Origin of the sequence: Micromonospora sp. DT62 (assembly GCF_049847285.1) — a bacterium.
GTDB lineage: Bacteria > Actinomycetota > Actinomycetes > Mycobacteriales > Micromonosporaceae > Micromonospora > Micromonospora reichwaldensis.
Map to the genome: position 1 here is coordinate 1 of NZ_JBNCOB010000006.1, position 16,020 is coordinate 16,020.

General features: G+C 70.3%; 15 protein-coding genes and 3 pseudogenes. 5 read left to right on the forward strand and 13 right to left on the reverse strand.

What is annotated here, in order from left to right; translation table 11 throughout:
• The first annotated feature begins 165 nt into the window (after positions 1–165).
• The 4 genes and pseudogenes from ACPXCB_RS10970 to ACPXCB_RS10985 all read left to right on the forward strand — a co-directional run.
• A complete protein-coding gene (locus ACPXCB_RS10970) occupies positions 166–1,719 on the forward strand; it encodes a putative bifunctional diguanylate cyclase/phosphodiesterase (RefSeq protein WP_425874519.1) in 1,554 nt (517 codons plus the stop codon).
• Positions 1,652–2,158 (forward strand): hypothetical protein, encoded by a 507-nt coding sequence (locus tag ACPXCB_RS10975; RefSeq protein WP_425874521.1) that lies wholly within the window; start codon positions 1,652–1,654, stop codon positions 2,156–2,158. Before ACPXCB_RS10970 ends, ACPXCB_RS10975 begins: the two co-directional genes overlap by 68 nt.
• Positions 2,159–2,164: 6 nt before the next feature.
• Positions 2,165–3,177: pseudogene (locus ACPXCB_RS10980) on the forward strand (IS701 family transposase); the annotation flags it as partial.
• A 307-nt stretch (positions 3,178–3,484) separates the two neighbouring features.
• A pseudogene (locus ACPXCB_RS10985) lies at positions 3,485–3,870 on the forward strand (IS982 family transposase); the annotation flags it as partial.
• 29 nt (positions 3,871–3,899) lie between these two features.
• Here the strand turns inward: ACPXCB_RS10985 and ACPXCB_RS10990 are convergent.
• Together ACPXCB_RS10990 and ACPXCB_RS10995 are read right to left on the reverse strand one after the other, a co-directional pair.
• Positions 3,900–4,643, reverse strand: a pseudogene (locus ACPXCB_RS10990) (CaiB/BaiF CoA transferase family protein); the annotation flags it as partial.
• Between the two features lie 76 nt (positions 4,644–4,719).
• Positions 4,720–5,631 (reverse strand): hydroxymethylglutaryl-CoA lyase, encoded by a 912-nt coding sequence (locus ACPXCB_RS10995; protein WP_425874523.1) that lies wholly within the window; start codon positions 5,629–5,631, stop codon positions 4,720–4,722.
• Between the two features lie 74 nt (positions 5,632–5,705).
• On the opposite strand from ACPXCB_RS10995, the gene ACPXCB_RS11000 reads away from it, so the two are divergent.
• Entirely contained in the window at positions 5,706–6,362 is a 657-nt protein-coding gene (locus ACPXCB_RS11000) for a GntR family transcriptional regulator (RefSeq protein WP_425874525.1), read from the forward strand.
• A gap of 65 nt (positions 6,363–6,427) precedes the next feature.
• Here the strand turns inward: ACPXCB_RS11000 and ACPXCB_RS11005 are convergent, their stop codons facing one another.
• The 11 genes from ACPXCB_RS11005 to ACPXCB_RS11055 all read right to left on the reverse strand — a co-directional run bounded on the left by ACPXCB_RS11005 (position 6,428) and on the right by ACPXCB_RS11055 (position 16,020).
• Entirely contained in the window at positions 6,428–7,387 is a 960-nt protein-coding gene (locus tag ACPXCB_RS11005) for an ABC transporter ATP-binding protein (RefSeq protein ID WP_425874527.1), read from the reverse strand.
• Positions 7,384–8,421 carry an ABC transporter ATP-binding protein gene (locus tag ACPXCB_RS11010; RefSeq protein WP_425874529.1) on the reverse strand — a complete coding sequence of 346 codons (1,038 nt, stop codon included), beginning with the start codon at positions 8,419–8,421 and terminating at the stop codon, positions 7,384–7,386. The genes ACPXCB_RS11005 and ACPXCB_RS11010 overlap by 4 nt, the downstream gene beginning before the upstream one ends.
• Positions 8,418–9,284 (reverse strand): ABC transporter permease, encoded by an 867-nt coding sequence (locus ACPXCB_RS11015; protein WP_425874531.1) that lies wholly within the window; start codon positions 9,282–9,284, stop codon positions 8,418–8,420. The genes ACPXCB_RS11010 and ACPXCB_RS11015 overlap by 4 nt, the downstream gene beginning before the upstream one ends.
• On the reverse strand, positions 9,277–10,290 hold the full coding sequence (locus ACPXCB_RS11020) for an ABC transporter permease (protein WP_425874533.1): 1,014 nt from the start codon (positions 10,288–10,290) through the stop codon (positions 9,277–9,279). Before ACPXCB_RS11020 ends, ACPXCB_RS11015 begins: the two co-directional genes overlap by 8 nt.
• Entirely contained in the window at positions 10,290–10,928 is a 639-nt protein-coding gene (locus ACPXCB_RS11025; protein ID WP_425874535.1) for an isochorismatase family protein, read from the reverse strand. Before ACPXCB_RS11025 ends, ACPXCB_RS11020 begins: the two co-directional genes overlap by 1 nt.
• An 8-nt stretch (positions 10,929–10,936) precedes the next feature.
• Positions 10,937–12,148, reverse strand: coding sequence for a CaiB/BaiF CoA transferase family protein (locus ACPXCB_RS11030; RefSeq protein WP_425874537.1), 1,212 nt, complete (start codon positions 12,146–12,148; stop codon positions 10,937–10,939).
• Positions 12,149–12,280: 132 nt separating this feature from the next.
• Complete coding sequence (locus tag ACPXCB_RS11035; RefSeq protein ID WP_425874539.1) at positions 12,281–13,723, reverse strand: FAD-dependent oxidoreductase; 1,443 nt, start codon at positions 13,721–13,723, stop codon at positions 12,281–12,283.
• A complete protein-coding gene (locus ACPXCB_RS11040) occupies positions 13,720–14,511 on the reverse strand; it encodes an alpha/beta fold hydrolase (RefSeq protein WP_425874541.1) in 792 nt (263 codons plus the stop codon). The genes ACPXCB_RS11035 and ACPXCB_RS11040 overlap by 4 nt, the downstream gene beginning before the upstream one ends.
• Position 14,512: 1 nt before the next feature.
• Entirely contained in the window at positions 14,513–15,079 is a 567-nt protein-coding gene (locus ACPXCB_RS11045) for a BMC domain-containing protein (protein ID WP_425874543.1), read from the reverse strand.
• 1 nt (position 15,080) lies between these two features.
• A complete protein-coding gene (locus ACPXCB_RS11050) occupies positions 15,081–15,368 on the reverse strand; it encodes a EutN/CcmL family microcompartment protein (RefSeq protein ID WP_425874545.1) in 288 nt (95 codons plus the stop codon).
• A 19-nt stretch (positions 15,369–15,387) separates the two neighbouring features.
• A complete protein-coding gene (locus ACPXCB_RS11055; RefSeq protein WP_425874547.1) occupies positions 15,388–16,020 on the reverse strand; it encodes a hypothetical protein in 633 nt (210 codons plus the stop codon).

Genomic DNA, 16,020 nt, shown 5'->3' on the forward strand with positions numbered 1-16,020 from the left:
ATCGCGCGGTGGCCGTCTCTCATCTACGCAACACGCCCATCACGGGCAAGTCGTACACCACTTCCGTGGACGCAACCCAACTACACCGCCGGTCACCCGATCGACGTGTGCTGGCCCCTGAGCTATCTCCTCGTCGCTGCCGCCACCCGGTATCCACCGCCGAGCATGCGTGACGAGATCGACGACGCGGTCGAGCCGTCCCTGCCTTCGTGGTGGCGGGTGGCGATGCCCTACCTACCGGTTGGCGGGGCCATCGTGGCCGTGGTGTTGGCCCGCCTTCCTTCCGGTCAAATCCCACCACTGGTGTTCGTGGGAATGATGGTGCTGCTCGCCACGCTCGCGGTGCGTCAGGGATTGGCGGCCAACGAGAATCTACGTTTGGTCGCCCGGTTGCGTCAGCTTGCCTACACCGATCAACTCACCGGCCTTCCCAACCGTTTCCTGTTCACCCGACGGCTTCGCGCGGCGCTTCGGGACAGGAAGCCCGTTGCGGTGCTGCTGCTTGACCTCGACGGCTTCAAGCAGATCAACGACCGGTTCGGACATGCCAGCGGCGACTTGGTGCTTGCCGACGTCGCCGAGCGGATGCGGGCCGTGGTGGACGGCGACGCTACCGTCGCGCGGCTCGGCGGGGACGAGTTCGCGATCCTCGTTGACCGCCGTCAGGTCGTGTCACCAGAGAGTTTGGCCCGCCGGTTACTCAGCGCCCTGGGCCCGTCGTCGGAGCAGGAGAATCCGGGGGAGCAGGCATCGGCGAGCATCGGCATCGCCGAGTACGGTCCGCAGCACGCCTCGCACACCGATCTGTTACGCGACGCCGACATCGCCATGTACGCGGCCAAGGCCGCCGGGAAGGCTGCATATCGAACGTGCACCCCCGCTCTGCGCGACGCCGCAGTGGGCCGGGCGGAAATGATCGCAGACCTGCGACGGGCGGTAGACGAGGGACAACTGAGCCTGGATTTCCAGTCGATCGTCGATCTCGCGACCGGAGCGGTCAGCGGCGCTGAGGCACTGGTGCGGTGGCGACACCCGCGACTGGGAACCATAGGCCCGGGACGTTTCCTGCCGCTGGCAGAGGAGACAGGGCTGATTCTGCCAATCGACCGATGGGTGCTCCAGGAAGCGTGTCAAGCGGCGGCGACCTGGCGGCACCGGGCGCCGGGGATTGCCTTGTCGGTGAACGTCACCGCCGCTCATCTACGCAGACCCGATCTGATCACGACGGTGGCCGCCGCGACCGCCACCGCCGGGCTGTCTCCCCGGGCACTCACCCTGGAACTGACCGAGTCGGCGCTGCTCGATGGCACGGAGGCGGTTATCGGCCGGCTGCGGCAACTGCGTGAGATGGGGGTCCGGATCGCCATTGACGATTTCGGCACGGGGTACTCATCGCTGAGCTACCTTCACCGGATTCCGGCGACGGAATTGAAGATCGACCGTTCGTTCGTGGCACGGCTCGATGACGACAAGCGGGCGTACTCGACGGTGGAGATGGTGACCCGGCTGGCGAGGGCGTTCGAACTGTCGGTGGTCGCCGAGGGGGTGGAGACCGAGCGGCAACACGCTGCCGTCACCGCGATCGGCTGCGTCAACGGTCAAGGATATCGGTACGGCCACCCTGGTGATCTGGTGCAACTACACGCGGCGCATGACAGCTCCGCTCACGTGGCTCAAGGTCACCGCCGAAGCAACCCTGCGCCGCTACACGGGACGTAAGACCATGAGCCCGGACGAGATACACCGACTCGTGGAGACCCTGGGAAACATCACCACCGTGCTGCGCAACGCCGACCCCGCCGACAAGGCACGGGTCTACCGTGAACTGGGACTGACCCTGACCTACCGGCCGACAGCCCGCACGGTGTCCGCTCAGGCAACCCCAAGTGGATCATGTACTAAATTGTGTCCGAGGGGCGACACGTACCATTGCCCCACCGCCGATGACAATCGGCAAAACCTTGAAGCTCGCGCAAGTCTAGTCGCCTTGGTGACCTCTTTGGGATCGCTGGCCTTCGCCGCAGGCGCGGCCGTCGGTGTGCTCGGTGAGATGATCGGCCTGGGCGGAGCCGAGTTCCGCCTGCCGTTGCTGATCATGCTGTTCGGGTTCGCCGCACTGCAGGCCGTGATCGTCAACAAGACACTGAGCCTGTCGTGATCCTCGGTCTCGGGTTTGGGTCGCAAGAACGGCTGGACTCTTGCGGAGCAGGCCGGGGACGTGTCGCCGGACGGGATGCAGCGGTTGTTGCGGTGGGCAGACTGGGACGTTGACGCCGTCCGTGACGATGTGCGGGACTACGTGGGCGAGCACCTCGGCGATCCGGGCGGTGTGCTGATCGTCGACGACATGGGCTTCCTGAAGAAGGGCACGCGGTCGGCTGGGGTGCGCCAGTACTCCGGGACCGCGGGTCGGACGGAGAACTGCCAGGTCAGGGTGTTTCTCGCCTATCGCTCCAGCAAGGGCCACGCGTTGGTCGACCGGCAGCTCTACCTCCCGACTTCGTGGACCGAGGACCGGGACCGGTGCCGGGCCGCAGGGATTCCGGACGAGGTCGAGTTCGCCACGAAGGTGCAAATGGCCCGCCAGATGCTGGCCCGTGCGCTGGACGCCGGAGTGCCGGTGGGGTGGGTGACCATGGACGAGGCCTACGGTCAGTCGAAGTCGCTGCGGCTGTGGTTAGAACACCGAAATGTGGCTTATGTGGTCGCGACCCGCCGCAATGACGACATGATCACCACCACCATGGGCATCGCCCGCGCGGACGAGCTGATTGCCGCTCTGCCGGCTCGGGCGTGGTGCCGGTTGTCTGCTGGCGCCGGCACGCACGGCCCCCGCGAGTACTGATGGGCACGGGTGCCAGTGCGCATCGGTTGGCAGCCCGGCCGGGGGCACTGGTTGCTGGCCCGGCGCAGCATCGCCACCGACGAGATCGCCTACTACGTCTGCTACGGGCCACGCCGCACCCGCCTGGTCGACCTCGCCCGCATCGCCGGTGCCCGGTGGGCGGTCGAGGAGTGCTTCCAGCAGGCCAAGAACGAAGCCGGCCTCGACGAATACCAGGTCCGCGACTGGCGAGCCTGGTACGCCCACATCGCCCTGTCCATGGCCGCCCACGCCTGGCTGTCCGTGGCCCGATCCCTTACCGCAAAAGGGATCCAGTCCCGGCGACGGCATGATGATCGGCTACACAGTACCGGAGATCCGAAGACTGCTCACCGCACTCGTAGTGCGATCAACTCACCCACCAGAGCGCGTCTGGGCTTGGTCGCGCTGGCGCCGACGACGCCAACACCAAGCCCGAACCTGCCACTACCGACGACGCGGCTACCCCTGACCAACTGCCGTTGCAGTACTAACCGCGGTGCCGTTGGCATAGGCGCTGGCTCGGCCAGGCCGACGTACTCTGCTGGCGAGGACGGCTCAGGGCGGTGGGCCTCGTGGAGCAGTTGCCGCCCCAACGGTCCCGACTGCTGATCGACGGGGTTGACCGCCCTCTACGTGAAGATCGAAGACACCATCCGCACGCCCCGATGGCGCGGCGGGCCACCCCTGCTGACCGACTCCGGGCTGGTCTGCCTGGCCGTGGCGCAGGTCCTGCTCGGTGCCCGCTCGGAAACGCACTGGATCCGCTACGCCCGTATCCACCTGGTAAGCATGTTCCCCTATCTGCCCCAGCGGCCGGGCTACAACAAACGGCTACGCGCCGCGCTGCCGCTGATCAAGAAGGTGATCCGGGGCCTGGCCCGCGACAGCGATTTCTGGTTCGGCACCACTGGATCGTCGGCTCCACCCCGGTCCCCTGCGGCATGTCGTGCCCGACGGCACAGCGTTCGGACCTGGCGTGGCACAGCCTGCGGAACTGTCCGTCGTTGCCGGCGATGACGACGAGGTCGCCGTCGGCGGTGGGCAGCGGTTCGTACGGGAACAGGCTCGGGTGCCCGTTGCCCATCCGGAACGGCGTCGCGCCGCCGGCGACGTGGCCGCTGGTCTGGTTGACCAGGCCGGACAGCGCGGAGGAGAGCAGGTCCACCTCGACGTGCTGGCCGGTGCCGCAGCGGTCGCGGTGGTGCAGCGCGGCGAGGATGCCGACGGCAGCGTGCAGGCCCGCGATCACATCGAACACGGCGACCCCGGCCTTGTAGGGCGGGCCGTCCGGCTCACCGGTGAGGCTCATCAGACCGGACGCGGCCTGGACCACGAGGTCGTAGCCGGGCAGGTTGGCGCCAGCGCCAGCGCCGAACCCGCTGATCGAGGCGTAGACGATCCGCTCGTTGACGGCGGCGACGCTGTCGTAGTCGAGACCGAAGCGCCGCAGGCCGCCGGGCCGGAAGTTCTGGATCATGACGTCGGCGCGACGGGCCAGTTCCCGGGCGACGGCCAGGTCGTCGGGGTCGGCGAGGTCGAGGGCGATGGACCGCTTGTTGCGGTTGACGCCGAGGTAGTAGGTGGAGGTGCCCTCCCGCACGGGCGGCAGCCACGTCCGGGTGTCGTCCCCGCCAGGCCCTTCCACCTTGACCACCTCGACGCCGAGGTCGGCCAGGAGCATGGTCGCGTACGGTCCGGCGAGGATCCGGGAGAAGAGGATGCGTGAGAAGTCGGCGACGAGGACGCCGCTGAGCGGGCCGGACCGTTGCTCCCCCATCGCCGCGTTCCCTTCCCGTCGACGGCACGGCCGGCACGACGTGGCACCGACGACGGACCACTCGTCGGTGGGCGGCTCAACCTACGCTGGCCAGGTCGCCCGGGAACCAGCCGGCCCTGCCGAGCGCGCCCGGCAGCCCCGCCTTGCCGAGCTGGTCGCCGATCCAGGCCGCCGTCTCGATGACCTTGCGTGGGTCGAGGCCGGTCGGGTGGCCGGAGCGGTGCAGCGCGTAGGCGAGGTCCTCGGTCGCGACGTTGCCGGTGGCCGCCGGGGCGAAGGGGCAGCCACCGATCCCGCCGACGCTCGCGTCGAGCACCGTCACGCCAGCCTCGACCGCCGCCAGGGCGTTGGCGATGCCGGTGTTGCGCGTGTCGTGGAAATGGCCGCGCAGCGGCACGCCCGGGGCCGCCGCCGTCACCGCGGCCACCAGCTCCCGGACCTGGTGGGGAACGCCCACCCCGATGGTGTCCGCCAGGGCGATCTCGTCGGGCCCGCCGTCGGCCAGCCTGCGGACGAGGTCCCCGACGGCCGTCGGGGAGACGTCTCCCTCGAAGGGGCAGCCAAAGGCGGCGGCGACCGTGACGCTGGCCCGCAGCCCGGCCGCGTGGGTGGCCTGCGCGATGTCGGACCACGCCCGGACCATCTCGTCGACGGAGGCGCCCTGGTTGCGCCGGCTAAAGGTCTCGGTGGCGATCACGACGCAGTTCACCTCGTCCACCCCGGCCGCGAGCGCCCGGACCAGCCCGCGCCGGTTGAGCACCAACCCGATGTACGACACGTCGTCACGCCGGGGCACCCCGGCCATGACGGCTTCCGCGTCGGCCATCTGGGGCACCCGGTCGGCGCGGACGAACGACACCGCCTCGACCCGCCGGGCACCCGCGTCGACGCACCGCCGGATCAGTTCGACCTTGCTTGCCGTCGACAGGATCTCGGCTTCGTTCTGCAAACCGTCGCGAGGGGACACTTCTACCACTTGGACCGTCATGTGTATACAATCTCAGACCGTCGGGCAGGCGGCAAGGACGAGTGCCGCACGCCGCTCACACAACGGAGGCACAGTTGACGAATGCGGCGGAGGACGCCTACGACGCGTTACGCAGCGCGATTCTGAGCGGCGCGATCGGCCCGCGCGAACGGCTGGGCGAGGTGGAACTGTCCCGGCAGTTCGGCGTGAGCAGGACCCCGATCCGGGAGGCCCTGCGCCGGCTCACGGCCGAGGGCCTCGTCGTCTTCCAGCCCAACCGTGGGGCGCGGGTGGCCGAGTGGTCGCTCGCCGACCTCCAAGAGATCTACGAGATCCGCGCCCGGCTGGAGAGCTACGGCGCCGCCCTGGCCGCCAAGCGCATCGACGCCGACTGTCTGCCGAAGCTGAGCCTGCTCTGCGACCAGATGGAGGAGCGGGCGCAGCGGATGAGCTCGCAGGACCTGGATCAGATCGCCACCCTCAACGCCGAACTGCACGGCCTGGTCATTGGTGCCGCCGCCAGCCCCCGGCTCACCTCGCTGCTCTCGTCGGTCGTGGAGGTTCCGCTCATCGTCCGCGCGTTCCGCCTCTACGAGCCGGACGCGCTGGCACGCAGCATGGCGCACCACCGTGATCTCGTGGCGGCGCTGCGGGCCAGGGACGCCGAGTGGGCGTCGAGCACGATGCGGGCACACGTGCTGGCCGCGCGGACGGTGCTCCTGGACGCCATGGTCGACCGCCCCGACCTCTGAGCGCCAACGATCCGGGTGGCCTCCGCGCGTCGGCGGCCACCCGGAGCCGCGCCGACCGACCGTCGTCAGCTTCCGGGCGCGCCCGGCTTGATGCAGGCCACCTCGCGGTTGGCGTCGAGCGGTGTCAGCCGTACCTCGGTCTGTGCACAGCGGTCCTCGCCCACCGGGCACCGTCCGTACAGGACACATCCCCGCACCAGGGTGGTCGGGCTCGCGGGATCGCCGACGAGGCGGGCCGGCGGCATCTCCTCATCGGGGTCGACGGGCAGGGCCGCGGCCAGCAGTGCCTGGGTGTACGGGTGCCGTGGGTCGGCGAACACCCGCTCGGAGGGGCCCGTCTCGACGACACGTCCCCGGTACATGACCACGATCCGGTCGCTGACGTAGCGGACCGTATGGATGTCGTGCGAGATGAACAGGTAGCCCATGCCGAGTTCCGCCTGGAGGTCGGCCAGGAGTTGCAGGATCTGGGCGCGTACCGAGAGGTCGAGCGACGAGGTGGGCTCGTCGAGGACGATCAGGGACGGCTCAGTCACGACGGCCCGGGCGATGCCCACCCGCTGCTGCTGCCCGCCGCTGAGCTCACCGGGATAGCGCCGCGCCATGTCGGGCGCGAGCCCCACCTGTTCGATCACCCGGTCGACCCGGGCCCGACGGTCCTGCGCGGACGTCCCGGGCCGGTGGATGGCGAGCGGTTCGCCGATGATGTCGGCCACGCGCATGCGCGGGTTCAGCGACTCGAACGGCTCCTGGAAGATGATCTGGAGCTTCGCGCGCAGCTTCCGCAGCTCCGCAGGGGGCAGCGCGAGCACGTCCCTGCCCTCGAAGCGGACCGACCCACGGGTCGGCTCGATCAGTCGCAGTGCCAGCCGGCCCAACGTCGACTTTCCGGACCCGCTCTCGCCGATGATCGCCACCGTCTCGCCGGCGTCCACCGAGAGCGACACGTCGTCGAGCGCGTAGACCCGGGTGCTCCCCCCGAGGTCGAACTCCTTGCTGACATTCGCCAGTTCCAGCAGGCTCATCCGACGACCTCCGTCTCCTGCGGCAGGTGGCACCAGTACGTCTGGCCGGACGCCACGGTCACCGCTTCCGGGACCACGTGGCCGCACGGCTCGAAGGCATGCGGGCAGCGTGCCCGGAAGGGGCACCCGGCCGGATAGTCGACCAGGTCCGGAAGCCGTCCCGTGAGGTGCACCAGCGGCTGGCCCGGCCGGGGGATGGCCCGGATGAGCGCCTGCGTGTACGGGTGACGCGGCGAGTTCAGCACCTCCCGCACCGTCCCGTGTTCGATGACCTTGCCGGCGTACATGACGACCACCCGGTCGCAGTACTGGGCCACGACGCCGAGGTCGTGGGTGACCAGCAGCATCGACCGGTCGTGCTCGCGGACCAGGGCGCGGATCAGGTCCAGGATCTGCCGCTGCACGGTCAGGTCGAGACCGGTCGTCGGTTCGTCGGCGATGACGAATGCGGGGTTGAGCAGCATGGCCATGGCGATGACGACCCGCTGGGCCATGCCGCCGCTCAACTGGTGCGCGTAGCCGTCGAGCACCCGGTCCGGTCCGGCAATGCCGACGTCGGTCAGTGCGGTACGCGCCCGGTCTCGGACCTCACCGTCGGACTTCACACCGTGTGCTTGCATGATGTTGGCGAACTGTCGATGGATGCGCATCACCGGGTTCAGGGCGCTGAACGGGTTCTGCGCGATGAAGCCGATCTCCTTGCCCCGCAGCCGGCGCAGTTCCGCGCCGCGCAGGCCGAGCAGGTCGACGCCGTCGAAGCGGGCGGTGCCGTCCACCACCCGCCCCGGGGGACGTACCAGGCCGAGGATCGAGCGGATGGTGACCGACTTGCCGCATCCGCTCTCGCCGACCACGCCGACGATCTCCGCCCGGTCGACGTGGAAGTCGACGCCGTTGACCGCGTGCACCACGCCGTCCGGCGTGTCGAACCGCGTGGTCAGGCCGCGCACCTCGAGGAGGCGGCGGTTCGCGCCCCCGGCGTCCGGCGGGGTGGGGCGGGTCCGTGGCCGGCGCAGTGCGTTCAGGGCGCTCATCGTTGCCTCGCCCGGCCGAAGGAGTCCTGCAGTTCGTCGCTGATGGCGTTGAAGCACAGCACGGTCAGGAAGATGGCGAGCCCCGGGAAGACCGAGACCCACCACTGGCCGGTCGTCATGTTCTGCGCTCCTGTCTGGATCATTGCTCCCCAGCTGGCGTCCGCGGCGTTGATGCCGATGCCCAGGAAGGAGAGTGAGGCGATCACGACGATCGAGTGCGCCACCGCCAGGGACGCCTGGGCCAGGATGATGCCCGTCATGTTCGGCAGGACGTGCCGGAACATGACGCGCGGTCCGGTCGCGCCGATGGCGTGGGCCGCCTCGATGTATCGGCTCTCCCGGATGGTCAGGCCCTCGCTGCGGACCAGCCGGACGAACCGTGGGACGTTGATGATGGCGATGGCGACGACGACGTTCTCGATGTTGTTGCCCATCAGCGCGACCAGGGCGATCGCAAGGATCAGCAGCGGGAAGGCCTGAAAGACGTCGAGCGCGCGGACGACGCGTTCGCCCCAGGGGCCCCGGTGCAGGGCGGCCAGCCCGAGCAGGACGCCGATCACGAGCGAGATCAGCATGCCGGCGAGGGCCAGCGGGATGTCCACGCCAGCCGAGGCCACCAGGCGGCTGAACACGTCGAGCCCGAACTTGTCGGTGCCCATCCAGTGCTCGCCGTCGGGTGCCGTGAGGGTGGCGGCGGCAGGCTCCGCCGGATCGTGGGGCAGTGGGGCGAAGTAGGCCGCCGCCAGCATGCTCGTCAGGACCGCGGTGGGTATCCACAGCCGTAGCCGCCGGTGCCCCCTGCGTCGCTTCCTGGTCGCCGGAGCGGTGACCGTGGTGGGGTCGGCGGTCAGGGTCTCAGTCATAGCGCACCCTCGGATCGAGCACCGCGACCAGGATGTCCAGTGCGGTGAAGGCCAACAGGGTCCCGAAACCGGCGGCCAGGATGAAGCCCTGGACGGCCGGCATGTCGAGCTGGAGGATGGAGTCGATCGCCCACTCCCCGAAGCCGCCCCACGAGAAGATGGTCTCGATGATCGCCGCGCCGCCGAGCAGTGCGGCGAGCAGGATGCCCCCGTAGGTCAGGATCGGGGTCCGCGCCTGCCGGAAGGCGTACGCCAGGACGGTCCGCTCCGGAAGACCGCAGGCCCGCGCGAACTCGACCTGCTTGGACTCCAGGGCCGGTACGAGCGACGCGTAGGTGCTGCGGGCGAAGTACGCCGAGTAGTAGATGCCGAGTGTCAGCACCGGCAGCATCGAGTGTGCCGCCGCCGACCGGAAGATCTGCATGTCACCGGAGAGCAGCGAGTCGACCAGCAGTGCCCCGGTGACCGTCGGCGGCGGTTCGTCCATCAGGCCGAGCCGGCCCACCGGGGCCGGCGCCCACCCGGCGACGTAGAAGCACAGATAGATGAGAAGCAGGGCCAGGAAGAAGTCGGGAATCGACTGGAAGGTGGTGATGACGAACCGGGACGTCCGGTCGGCCATCGTGCCCTTGTAGTACGCGCCCAGCGTGCCGAGGCCCACGCCGAGAAGCGCGGCGATGGCCAGGGACAGGAACACCAGTTCGAGCGTGGCCGGGGCGAACCGCAGGATCTCGGACACGATCGGGCGTTCGGTGTAGTACGACGACCCGAGGTCACCGCGCACCAGGTTGGCGAGGTAGTCGACGAACCGCTCCCACAGGGGCCGGTCCAGGCCGAGGCGACGTTCGATCTCGACCAGGTCCTCCGGCGAGGCGGCCGGCCCCGCGATGACCCCCACGGGGTTGCCCGGCAGGGCGTTGACCAGCAGGAACGCCAGCACGATGACGGACAGCAGTCCCAGTGGCAGGAAGAGCACCCGCCGTCGTGCGTACCCGAGGACCCGCATCACACACCTCCCGGTCCGAGCAGCGTCGTCGCCTCGTCCAGGGTCAGGACCTCGGCGTACTTGGCGCCGAGGTCGAACAGCGCGGCCTCGTGCGGGCGCGGATCCCGGTCCAGGCACGCGTCGGCGACGACGAGCGGGACGAAGCCGTGCTGCAACGCGTCCACCGCGCTGGCCCGGACGCAGCCGCTCGTCGAGGCGCCCGCGACGATCAGGGCGTCCACCCCCAGCACCCGCAGGGTGCTGGCCAGGCTGGTGCCGAAGAACGCGCTGGCGTACTGCTTGGTCACGACCGGTTCGCCGGCCATCGGGGCCAGGCACGGCGGCGCGACGCCGAACTCGCTGCCGCGCTCGAAGACCCGTAGGGCCGGCACCTTGCGTGTGAACAGCCCGCCGTCGAGTCCGCCAGGACTGAGTTCGACCCTGGTGTGGACCACTGGGCTGCCGTTGCGCCGCGCGGCATCGAGGAGTGTGGCGCAGGCCCGCAGGGCCGGCGGGTCCTGGTCACCGGTGTAGAGCGGCGACGCCGGGTCGAGGTACGCCCGCACGAAGTCGACCAGCAGGAGCGCCCGGCGTGTTCCGCGCCCCAGGTCGCCGCCGAAGCCGGCCCTGCGGTAGTCCGCGTGAAGATCGTTAACCATGTCCGTCCTCAGATGACGCCGCTGGCGCGCAGCTCGTCGACCTCGGATGTCGCCAGGCCGACGATGTCGGTCAGCACCTCGTCGGTGTGCTCACCGAGTTGCGGGCCGACCCACTTCACCTTGCCCGGTGTCATCGACAGCCTCGGCACGACGTTCTGCATGGGGAACTCGCCGAACTCCGGGTGCGCGAGCCGGACGATGGCCTCGCGGGCGGCGAAGTGCTCGTCGCGCAGCATCTCCGGGGCGCGGTAGACCTGACCGACCGGGACGTCGTGCTCGACCATCAGCGTCATCAGGTGCTCGGTGTCGTGCTGCTCCGACCACTTCGAGATGATCTCGTCCAGCTCGACCTGGTTGCGGCCGCGCGCGGCGTGGGTGCCGAAGCGCGGGTCGGTGCTCAGGTCCGCCATGTCCATGGCCGCCGCCAGGCGTCGGAAGACCGTGTCCTGGTTGGCCGCGATGAGCACGAGGCCGTCGTCCCGGGTCGGGTAGACGTTGGAGGGGGCGATGTTGGGCAGGATGGCCCCGGTGCGCTCGCGCACGTGACCGCCCAACGCGTACTCGGGAAGCAGCGACTCCATCATGGCCAGCACCGCCTCGTAGATGGCCGAGTCGACGACCTGGCCGCGACCGCTGCGGTCGCGTACCCGCAGGGCCATCACCGCGCCGAGGGCGGCGAAGGTCCCGGCCAGCGAGTCGCCGAGGCTGATGCCCACCCGGCTCGGTGGCGTCTGCGGGTCCCCGACGACGTACCGCAGGCCGCCCATCGCCTCTCCCACGGAGCCGTAGCCGGGCCGCGTCGAGTACGGCCCGGTCTGGCCGAAGCCGGAGACCCGGACCATGATCAGACCGGGGTTCTCCGCCGACGTCTGCTCATAGCCGAGGCCCCAGCGCTCCATGGTCCCGGGGCGGAAGTTCTCGACCACCACGTCGCACTGTGCGATCAGCCGCCGGGCGACCGCCTGCCCGTCGGGCGTCCGAAGGTCGACGGTGATCGACTTCTTGTTGCGCGCCACGATCGGCCACCACAACGACTTGCCGTGGGGCTTCTCCTGGCCCCACTCGCGCATCGGGTCGCCCTGGCGGGGTGGCTCGCACTTGATGACCTCGGCACCAAAGTCGGCCAGCAGCTGGCTGCAGAAGGGCCCGGCGAGCAGGGACCCGAACTCGACCACGCGTACGCCGTGGAGCGGTCCTTCGTGGTGCAGATCGCTAGACATTGGACACCTCTCATAGCAGCCCACTGAGTGGTTGTTGTATACAACAGCCATTCGCTATCAGCTGTCAACGGCAGATTTTGCTGATGGTAATCAGAGGGAGGCCCGCATCCGGACCTCAGTGCATACAGGACATCAGAGATACATCCCCTGCTGATCGCGCCGGGCGCCCAGCCGCCGGCCGAGCAGGCGACCGAACGCCAGCGCCGGGGTCACCGCCATCCCCCCGCAGAACGCGGCACCGCTGGTGGCCCCCATCCCGAGGGCCTCCCCGACGGCGTGCAGCCCCGGGATCACCTCGCCACCGGCACGCCGGACCCGGAAGCCGGTGTCGACGTCCAGTCCGCCGAAACTGCACAGCAACGCGGCCACCGACCGCACCGCGTAGTAGGGCGGCCGGCCGACGCGCCGGTCCAGGACCCGACGGCCCAGCGGGTCCGATCCCCGCTCGACCGCCAGGTTGTACGCCCGCGTCGTACGCAACAGCCCCTCCGGGTCGATGCCCGCGCGGCGGGCGAGGTCCGGAAGGTCGTCGGCGACCCAGGCCACGTCCCCCCGGCGCGCCTCCACGCGGAGCCGGTCCGCGCCCCAGGAGGGCACCAGGGACGCTCCCGCGTCGATGCTGGCCTCGTCGAACACGATCCAGAACTCGCCCCCCGGCTGGTCCTGCACCGCCCGCTCGTGACGTGTGACGTCGTCGAGATCCTCGGCGACGAACCGTTCACCGCGAGCGTTCACCCAGATCTCCCGGGGAGGACGTTCGGCGGGGGCGAGGTGCGCCAACTCGGACCAGAAGTCCACCCGCCCGGGCTCGGAGCGCCGTTCGAGCAGGCCGAGCCGGGGGGTGTGCAGGTCGCCGAAGCGGACCCCGGCACCCAGCGGCGAGGCCATCTCGATGGCGTCGCCCGTCGCCGTCTTCACCGCGTTGGTCACCAGGCGCGGCCCGCCGGGGGTCAGCGCGGAGAAGAGCGCGGGGTTGGCCCCGTAGCCGCCCGACGCGAGGACCGTGACGCCCGCCCTCAACTCGCGGGAACCCTCGACGCCCTGCACGACGGCGCCGGTGACGGCGCCGCCCTCGGTGGTCAGGTGCGTGGCGCGGGACCGCAGCCGCAGGGTGACCCGGCCCGACGCCACCTGCTCGTCGAGGAGCGGTCGCAGCGTCTCGCGGATCGACCGGCCGTGTGCGACCCCCCAGTACGTGCGGGGCCGGGAGTACGGGGAGTGCCCGTGGTAGACCACCGGGGTGCCCGGGGCGAACGGGAAGCCGTTCTCGTCCAACCAGTCGACGACACCGGGGGCCTCGTCGACCGCCAGCCGGATGAGGGCCGGGTCCCCCCGGTGGTGTCCGATGCGCGTCACGTCGGCGTAGTGCTGGTCCGGATCGTCGTCGATGCCCGCCTGGCGCTGCCGGCGGGTGCCGGCGGCGCTCATGTGCCCGGCGGAGACGCGCAACGTCCCCCCGATGTCGGTGCCCACGTCCACCAGCTCGACCCGGAGCCCGGCCCGCGCGGCCTCGATCGCGCAGGGCAGACCTGCGGTACCGGCACCGATGACCAGCACATCCGCGTCTTCGCTCACGGCGCCCCTCCGGGAACCTCGGTGATGAAGGACGACAGCACCGCGGCGAACTCCTCCGGTACCCGCCACGGCAGTTGACCGGTGGTGTCGGTCAGCCGGACGGCCTTCGCATCCGGGCGGACCGCCAGCGCGAGCGCGTCGCAGTGGGCCAGCATGTCCCGTTCGGCGGTGAGCAGGAGCACCGGACAGGGCACGCTCCGCAGGGCGTCGGTGGGGTCGTAACGGAAGGCGGCGCCGTACGCCCAGTTGTAGCGCGCGAACACCGACGCGATGTTCGCCACGGCGAGGTTGACCAGTTCCGGGGGCTGTTCCCAGATCTCCAGGTACCGCGCCCAGAGGTCGCTCAGGTGCCCGCCGGCCGGATCGACCGGCTTGTCGGGTGCCCAGGAGGCGCCCAGTTCCTCCCGTTCGGCCCGGTCGAGCACGAGACCCGAGAGGATCGCGTGGGTGACCCGGCCGGGCCCGGCGAGCTGGGCGACCGCCAGGGCCAGGGAGGCACCGGTGTGCTGTCCGGCGACGGCGAACTCCTCGATGCCCAACGCGTCGATCGCGTCGAGCAGAAGACGCGCGTAGTCGGGAATCTCCAGCGGGCCGACCGGCGGGTCGGACTGGCCGTATCCGGGCGTGTCGAAGGCGTACGCGCGAAGCGACCGCCCGAGGGCGGGCATGGCGGGTTCGAAGACGTTGGACGCCTGCGGCGACTCGTGGAACAGCGCCACCACGGGCCCCCGGGCACCGCTCCCCCGGTAGTGGATCTGCCCGCCCGCCGGGCCGACGTATCCGCGCATGTCACTTCCCTCGTGGTCGGTCGGTAGGTGGTGCGGAGGGCGGCTCCGGCGGGCCGGACGCCGGCGGGCGCCGCCTCGGGGCGGCCGGCCGCGCCGATCGCCGTTTCTGGCCTGCGCCGGTCACGGCCTTCCCGGCCGGTTCCCCGGCCTCGTCGCCGCCGGCCCGCTCACCGCCGGGCTCCGGTCCGTCTGCCTGTCCCCCGTCGGCCTGCCGTCCGTCGGCCTGTTCCGCGTCGACCTGCCCGTCGTCGGCCTGTCGGTCGTCGGCCTGTTGCGCGCCGGTCGGGTCGGTGTCGCGGAGCAGGCCCGTCGGGATGGCGGGCCGACCGATGACGGTCGAGACGAGCGTCCCGCCGACCGCCGCGACGGCGCGCCGCGCGCCCTCGATCGCCGCCGTCACCGACGCCATGTCGCCGATGAACGACACGGTGACGAGACCGGCGCCGATCCGACGGACGCCGATCACCTTCACCTCGGCCGCCTTGGCCATCACGTCGACGGCGACGATCGAGGCGGTCAGTCCGCGCGTCTCGACCATGCCGAGGGCACCCGCATCCCAGAGATCCACGTCAGTCCTTCACGTAGTTGACCCATGCCTCGGTCTCCAACCGGTCGACGATCGCGACGATGGTGGAGTCCACTGGCGCCTGACTGGATTGCCGCTCCGCCAGTCGCGCGGCACCGCCCATCGCGACCAGGACGACCTCTCCCCGGCCGGCACCGACGGTGTCGACCGCGACGTACGGCTCTGCGGCAGGCGCCTCACCCAGAGGCGCGACGACAAGCAGTTTTGCTCCGGTCAGCGTGTCGGCCTTGATGGTGCTGACGACCGACCCGATCACCCTCGCGATACGCATGCCGAACCACCTCGTTCCTCTAGCGTCGGTGGGACCAGGGGGTCTTCTCGAAGGCCTGCCGGACCGCGTCCCGGGCCGAGTCGACCTCGGAGTGGAGCCCGGAGACCCACAGCCGCCCGAACTGACCCACACCGCGGACGTCCACGATCTTGACGTCCGCCGACTTCTCCACCTCGTTGCCCACAGCGGAGATGTAGGCGGCCGGCTGGCACTCGACGACGAGCATCGACTCGCCGGCCACCAGCAGGGAGCCCTTCTTGGACCGGTTCACCAACTGCGCCTGGTAGGCGTCGATGTTGGAGACGATCTTCGCCGAGACGAGTTCCGCGGGTTGCGCGTCCGCCTCGGTCATCCCGAGCAGGTCGAGGATCGTCCGGCCCGCCTGGCGCACGGCGTCCTGCGACATCGAGTGCAGTTCCGTCATGCCGTACTGCCGCTCGACGACCTGGGAGCCCGGCCGGACGCCGGCTCCCTTGACGGCCGCGTCGACCAGCGCGTACACGTCGCTGCCCGGCGAGATCTCCAGGTAGAGCTGGGACATCCCCTCGACGACCGGGTCGCCCGACATGATGCTGCCCATCAGGGCGGCCATCTGCGGCTGGAGCCGGTCGACGAACGCGTAGGTCCGCAGCTCGACGGCACCGCGCGCCAC

Bases quoted from the DNA above. Each gene is read 5' to 3' on its own strand.
- ACPXCB_RS11040 (WP_425874541.1), bottom strand. From the start codon at position 14,511: ATGCGCGGATACGTCGGCCCGGCGGGCGGGCAGATCCACTACCGGGGG.
- ACPXCB_RS11005 (WP_425874527.1), bottom strand. From the start codon at position 7,387: ATGAGCCTGCTGGAACTGGCGAATGTCAGCAAGGAGTTCGACCTCGGG.
- ACPXCB_RS10975 (WP_425874521.1), top strand. From the start codon at position 1,652: ATGACAGCTCCGCTCACGTGGCTCAAGGTCACCGCCGAAGCAACCCTG.
- ACPXCB_RS11015 (WP_425874531.1), bottom strand. From the start codon at position 9,284: ATGACTGAGACCCTGACCGCCGACCCCACCACGGTCACCGCTCCGGCG.
- ACPXCB_RS11050 (WP_425874545.1), bottom strand. From the start codon at position 15,368: ATGCGTATCGCGAGGGTGATCGGGTCGGTCGTCAGCACCATCAAGGCC.
- ACPXCB_RS11030 (WP_425874537.1), bottom strand. From the start codon at position 12,148: ATGTCTAGCGATCTGCACCACGAAGGACCGCTCCACGGCGTACGCGTG.
- ACPXCB_RS10995 (WP_425874523.1), bottom strand. From the start codon at position 5,631: ATGACGGTCCAAGTGGTAGAAGTGTCCCCTCGCGACGGTTTGCAGAAC.
- ACPXCB_RS10970 (WP_425874519.1), top strand. From the start codon at position 166: ATGCGTGACGAGATCGACGACGCGGTCGAGCCGTCCCTGCCTTCGTGG.
- ACPXCB_RS11010 (WP_425874529.1), bottom strand. From the start codon at position 8,421: ATGAGCGCCCTGAACGCACTGCGCCGGCCACGGACCCGCCCCACCCCG.
- ACPXCB_RS11025 (WP_425874535.1), bottom strand. From the start codon at position 10,928: ATGGTTAACGATCTTCACGCGGACTACCGCAGGGCCGGCTTCGGCGGC.
- ACPXCB_RS11020 (WP_425874533.1), bottom strand. From the start codon at position 10,290: ATGCGGGTCCTCGGGTACGCACGACGGCGGGTGCTCTTCCTGCCACTG.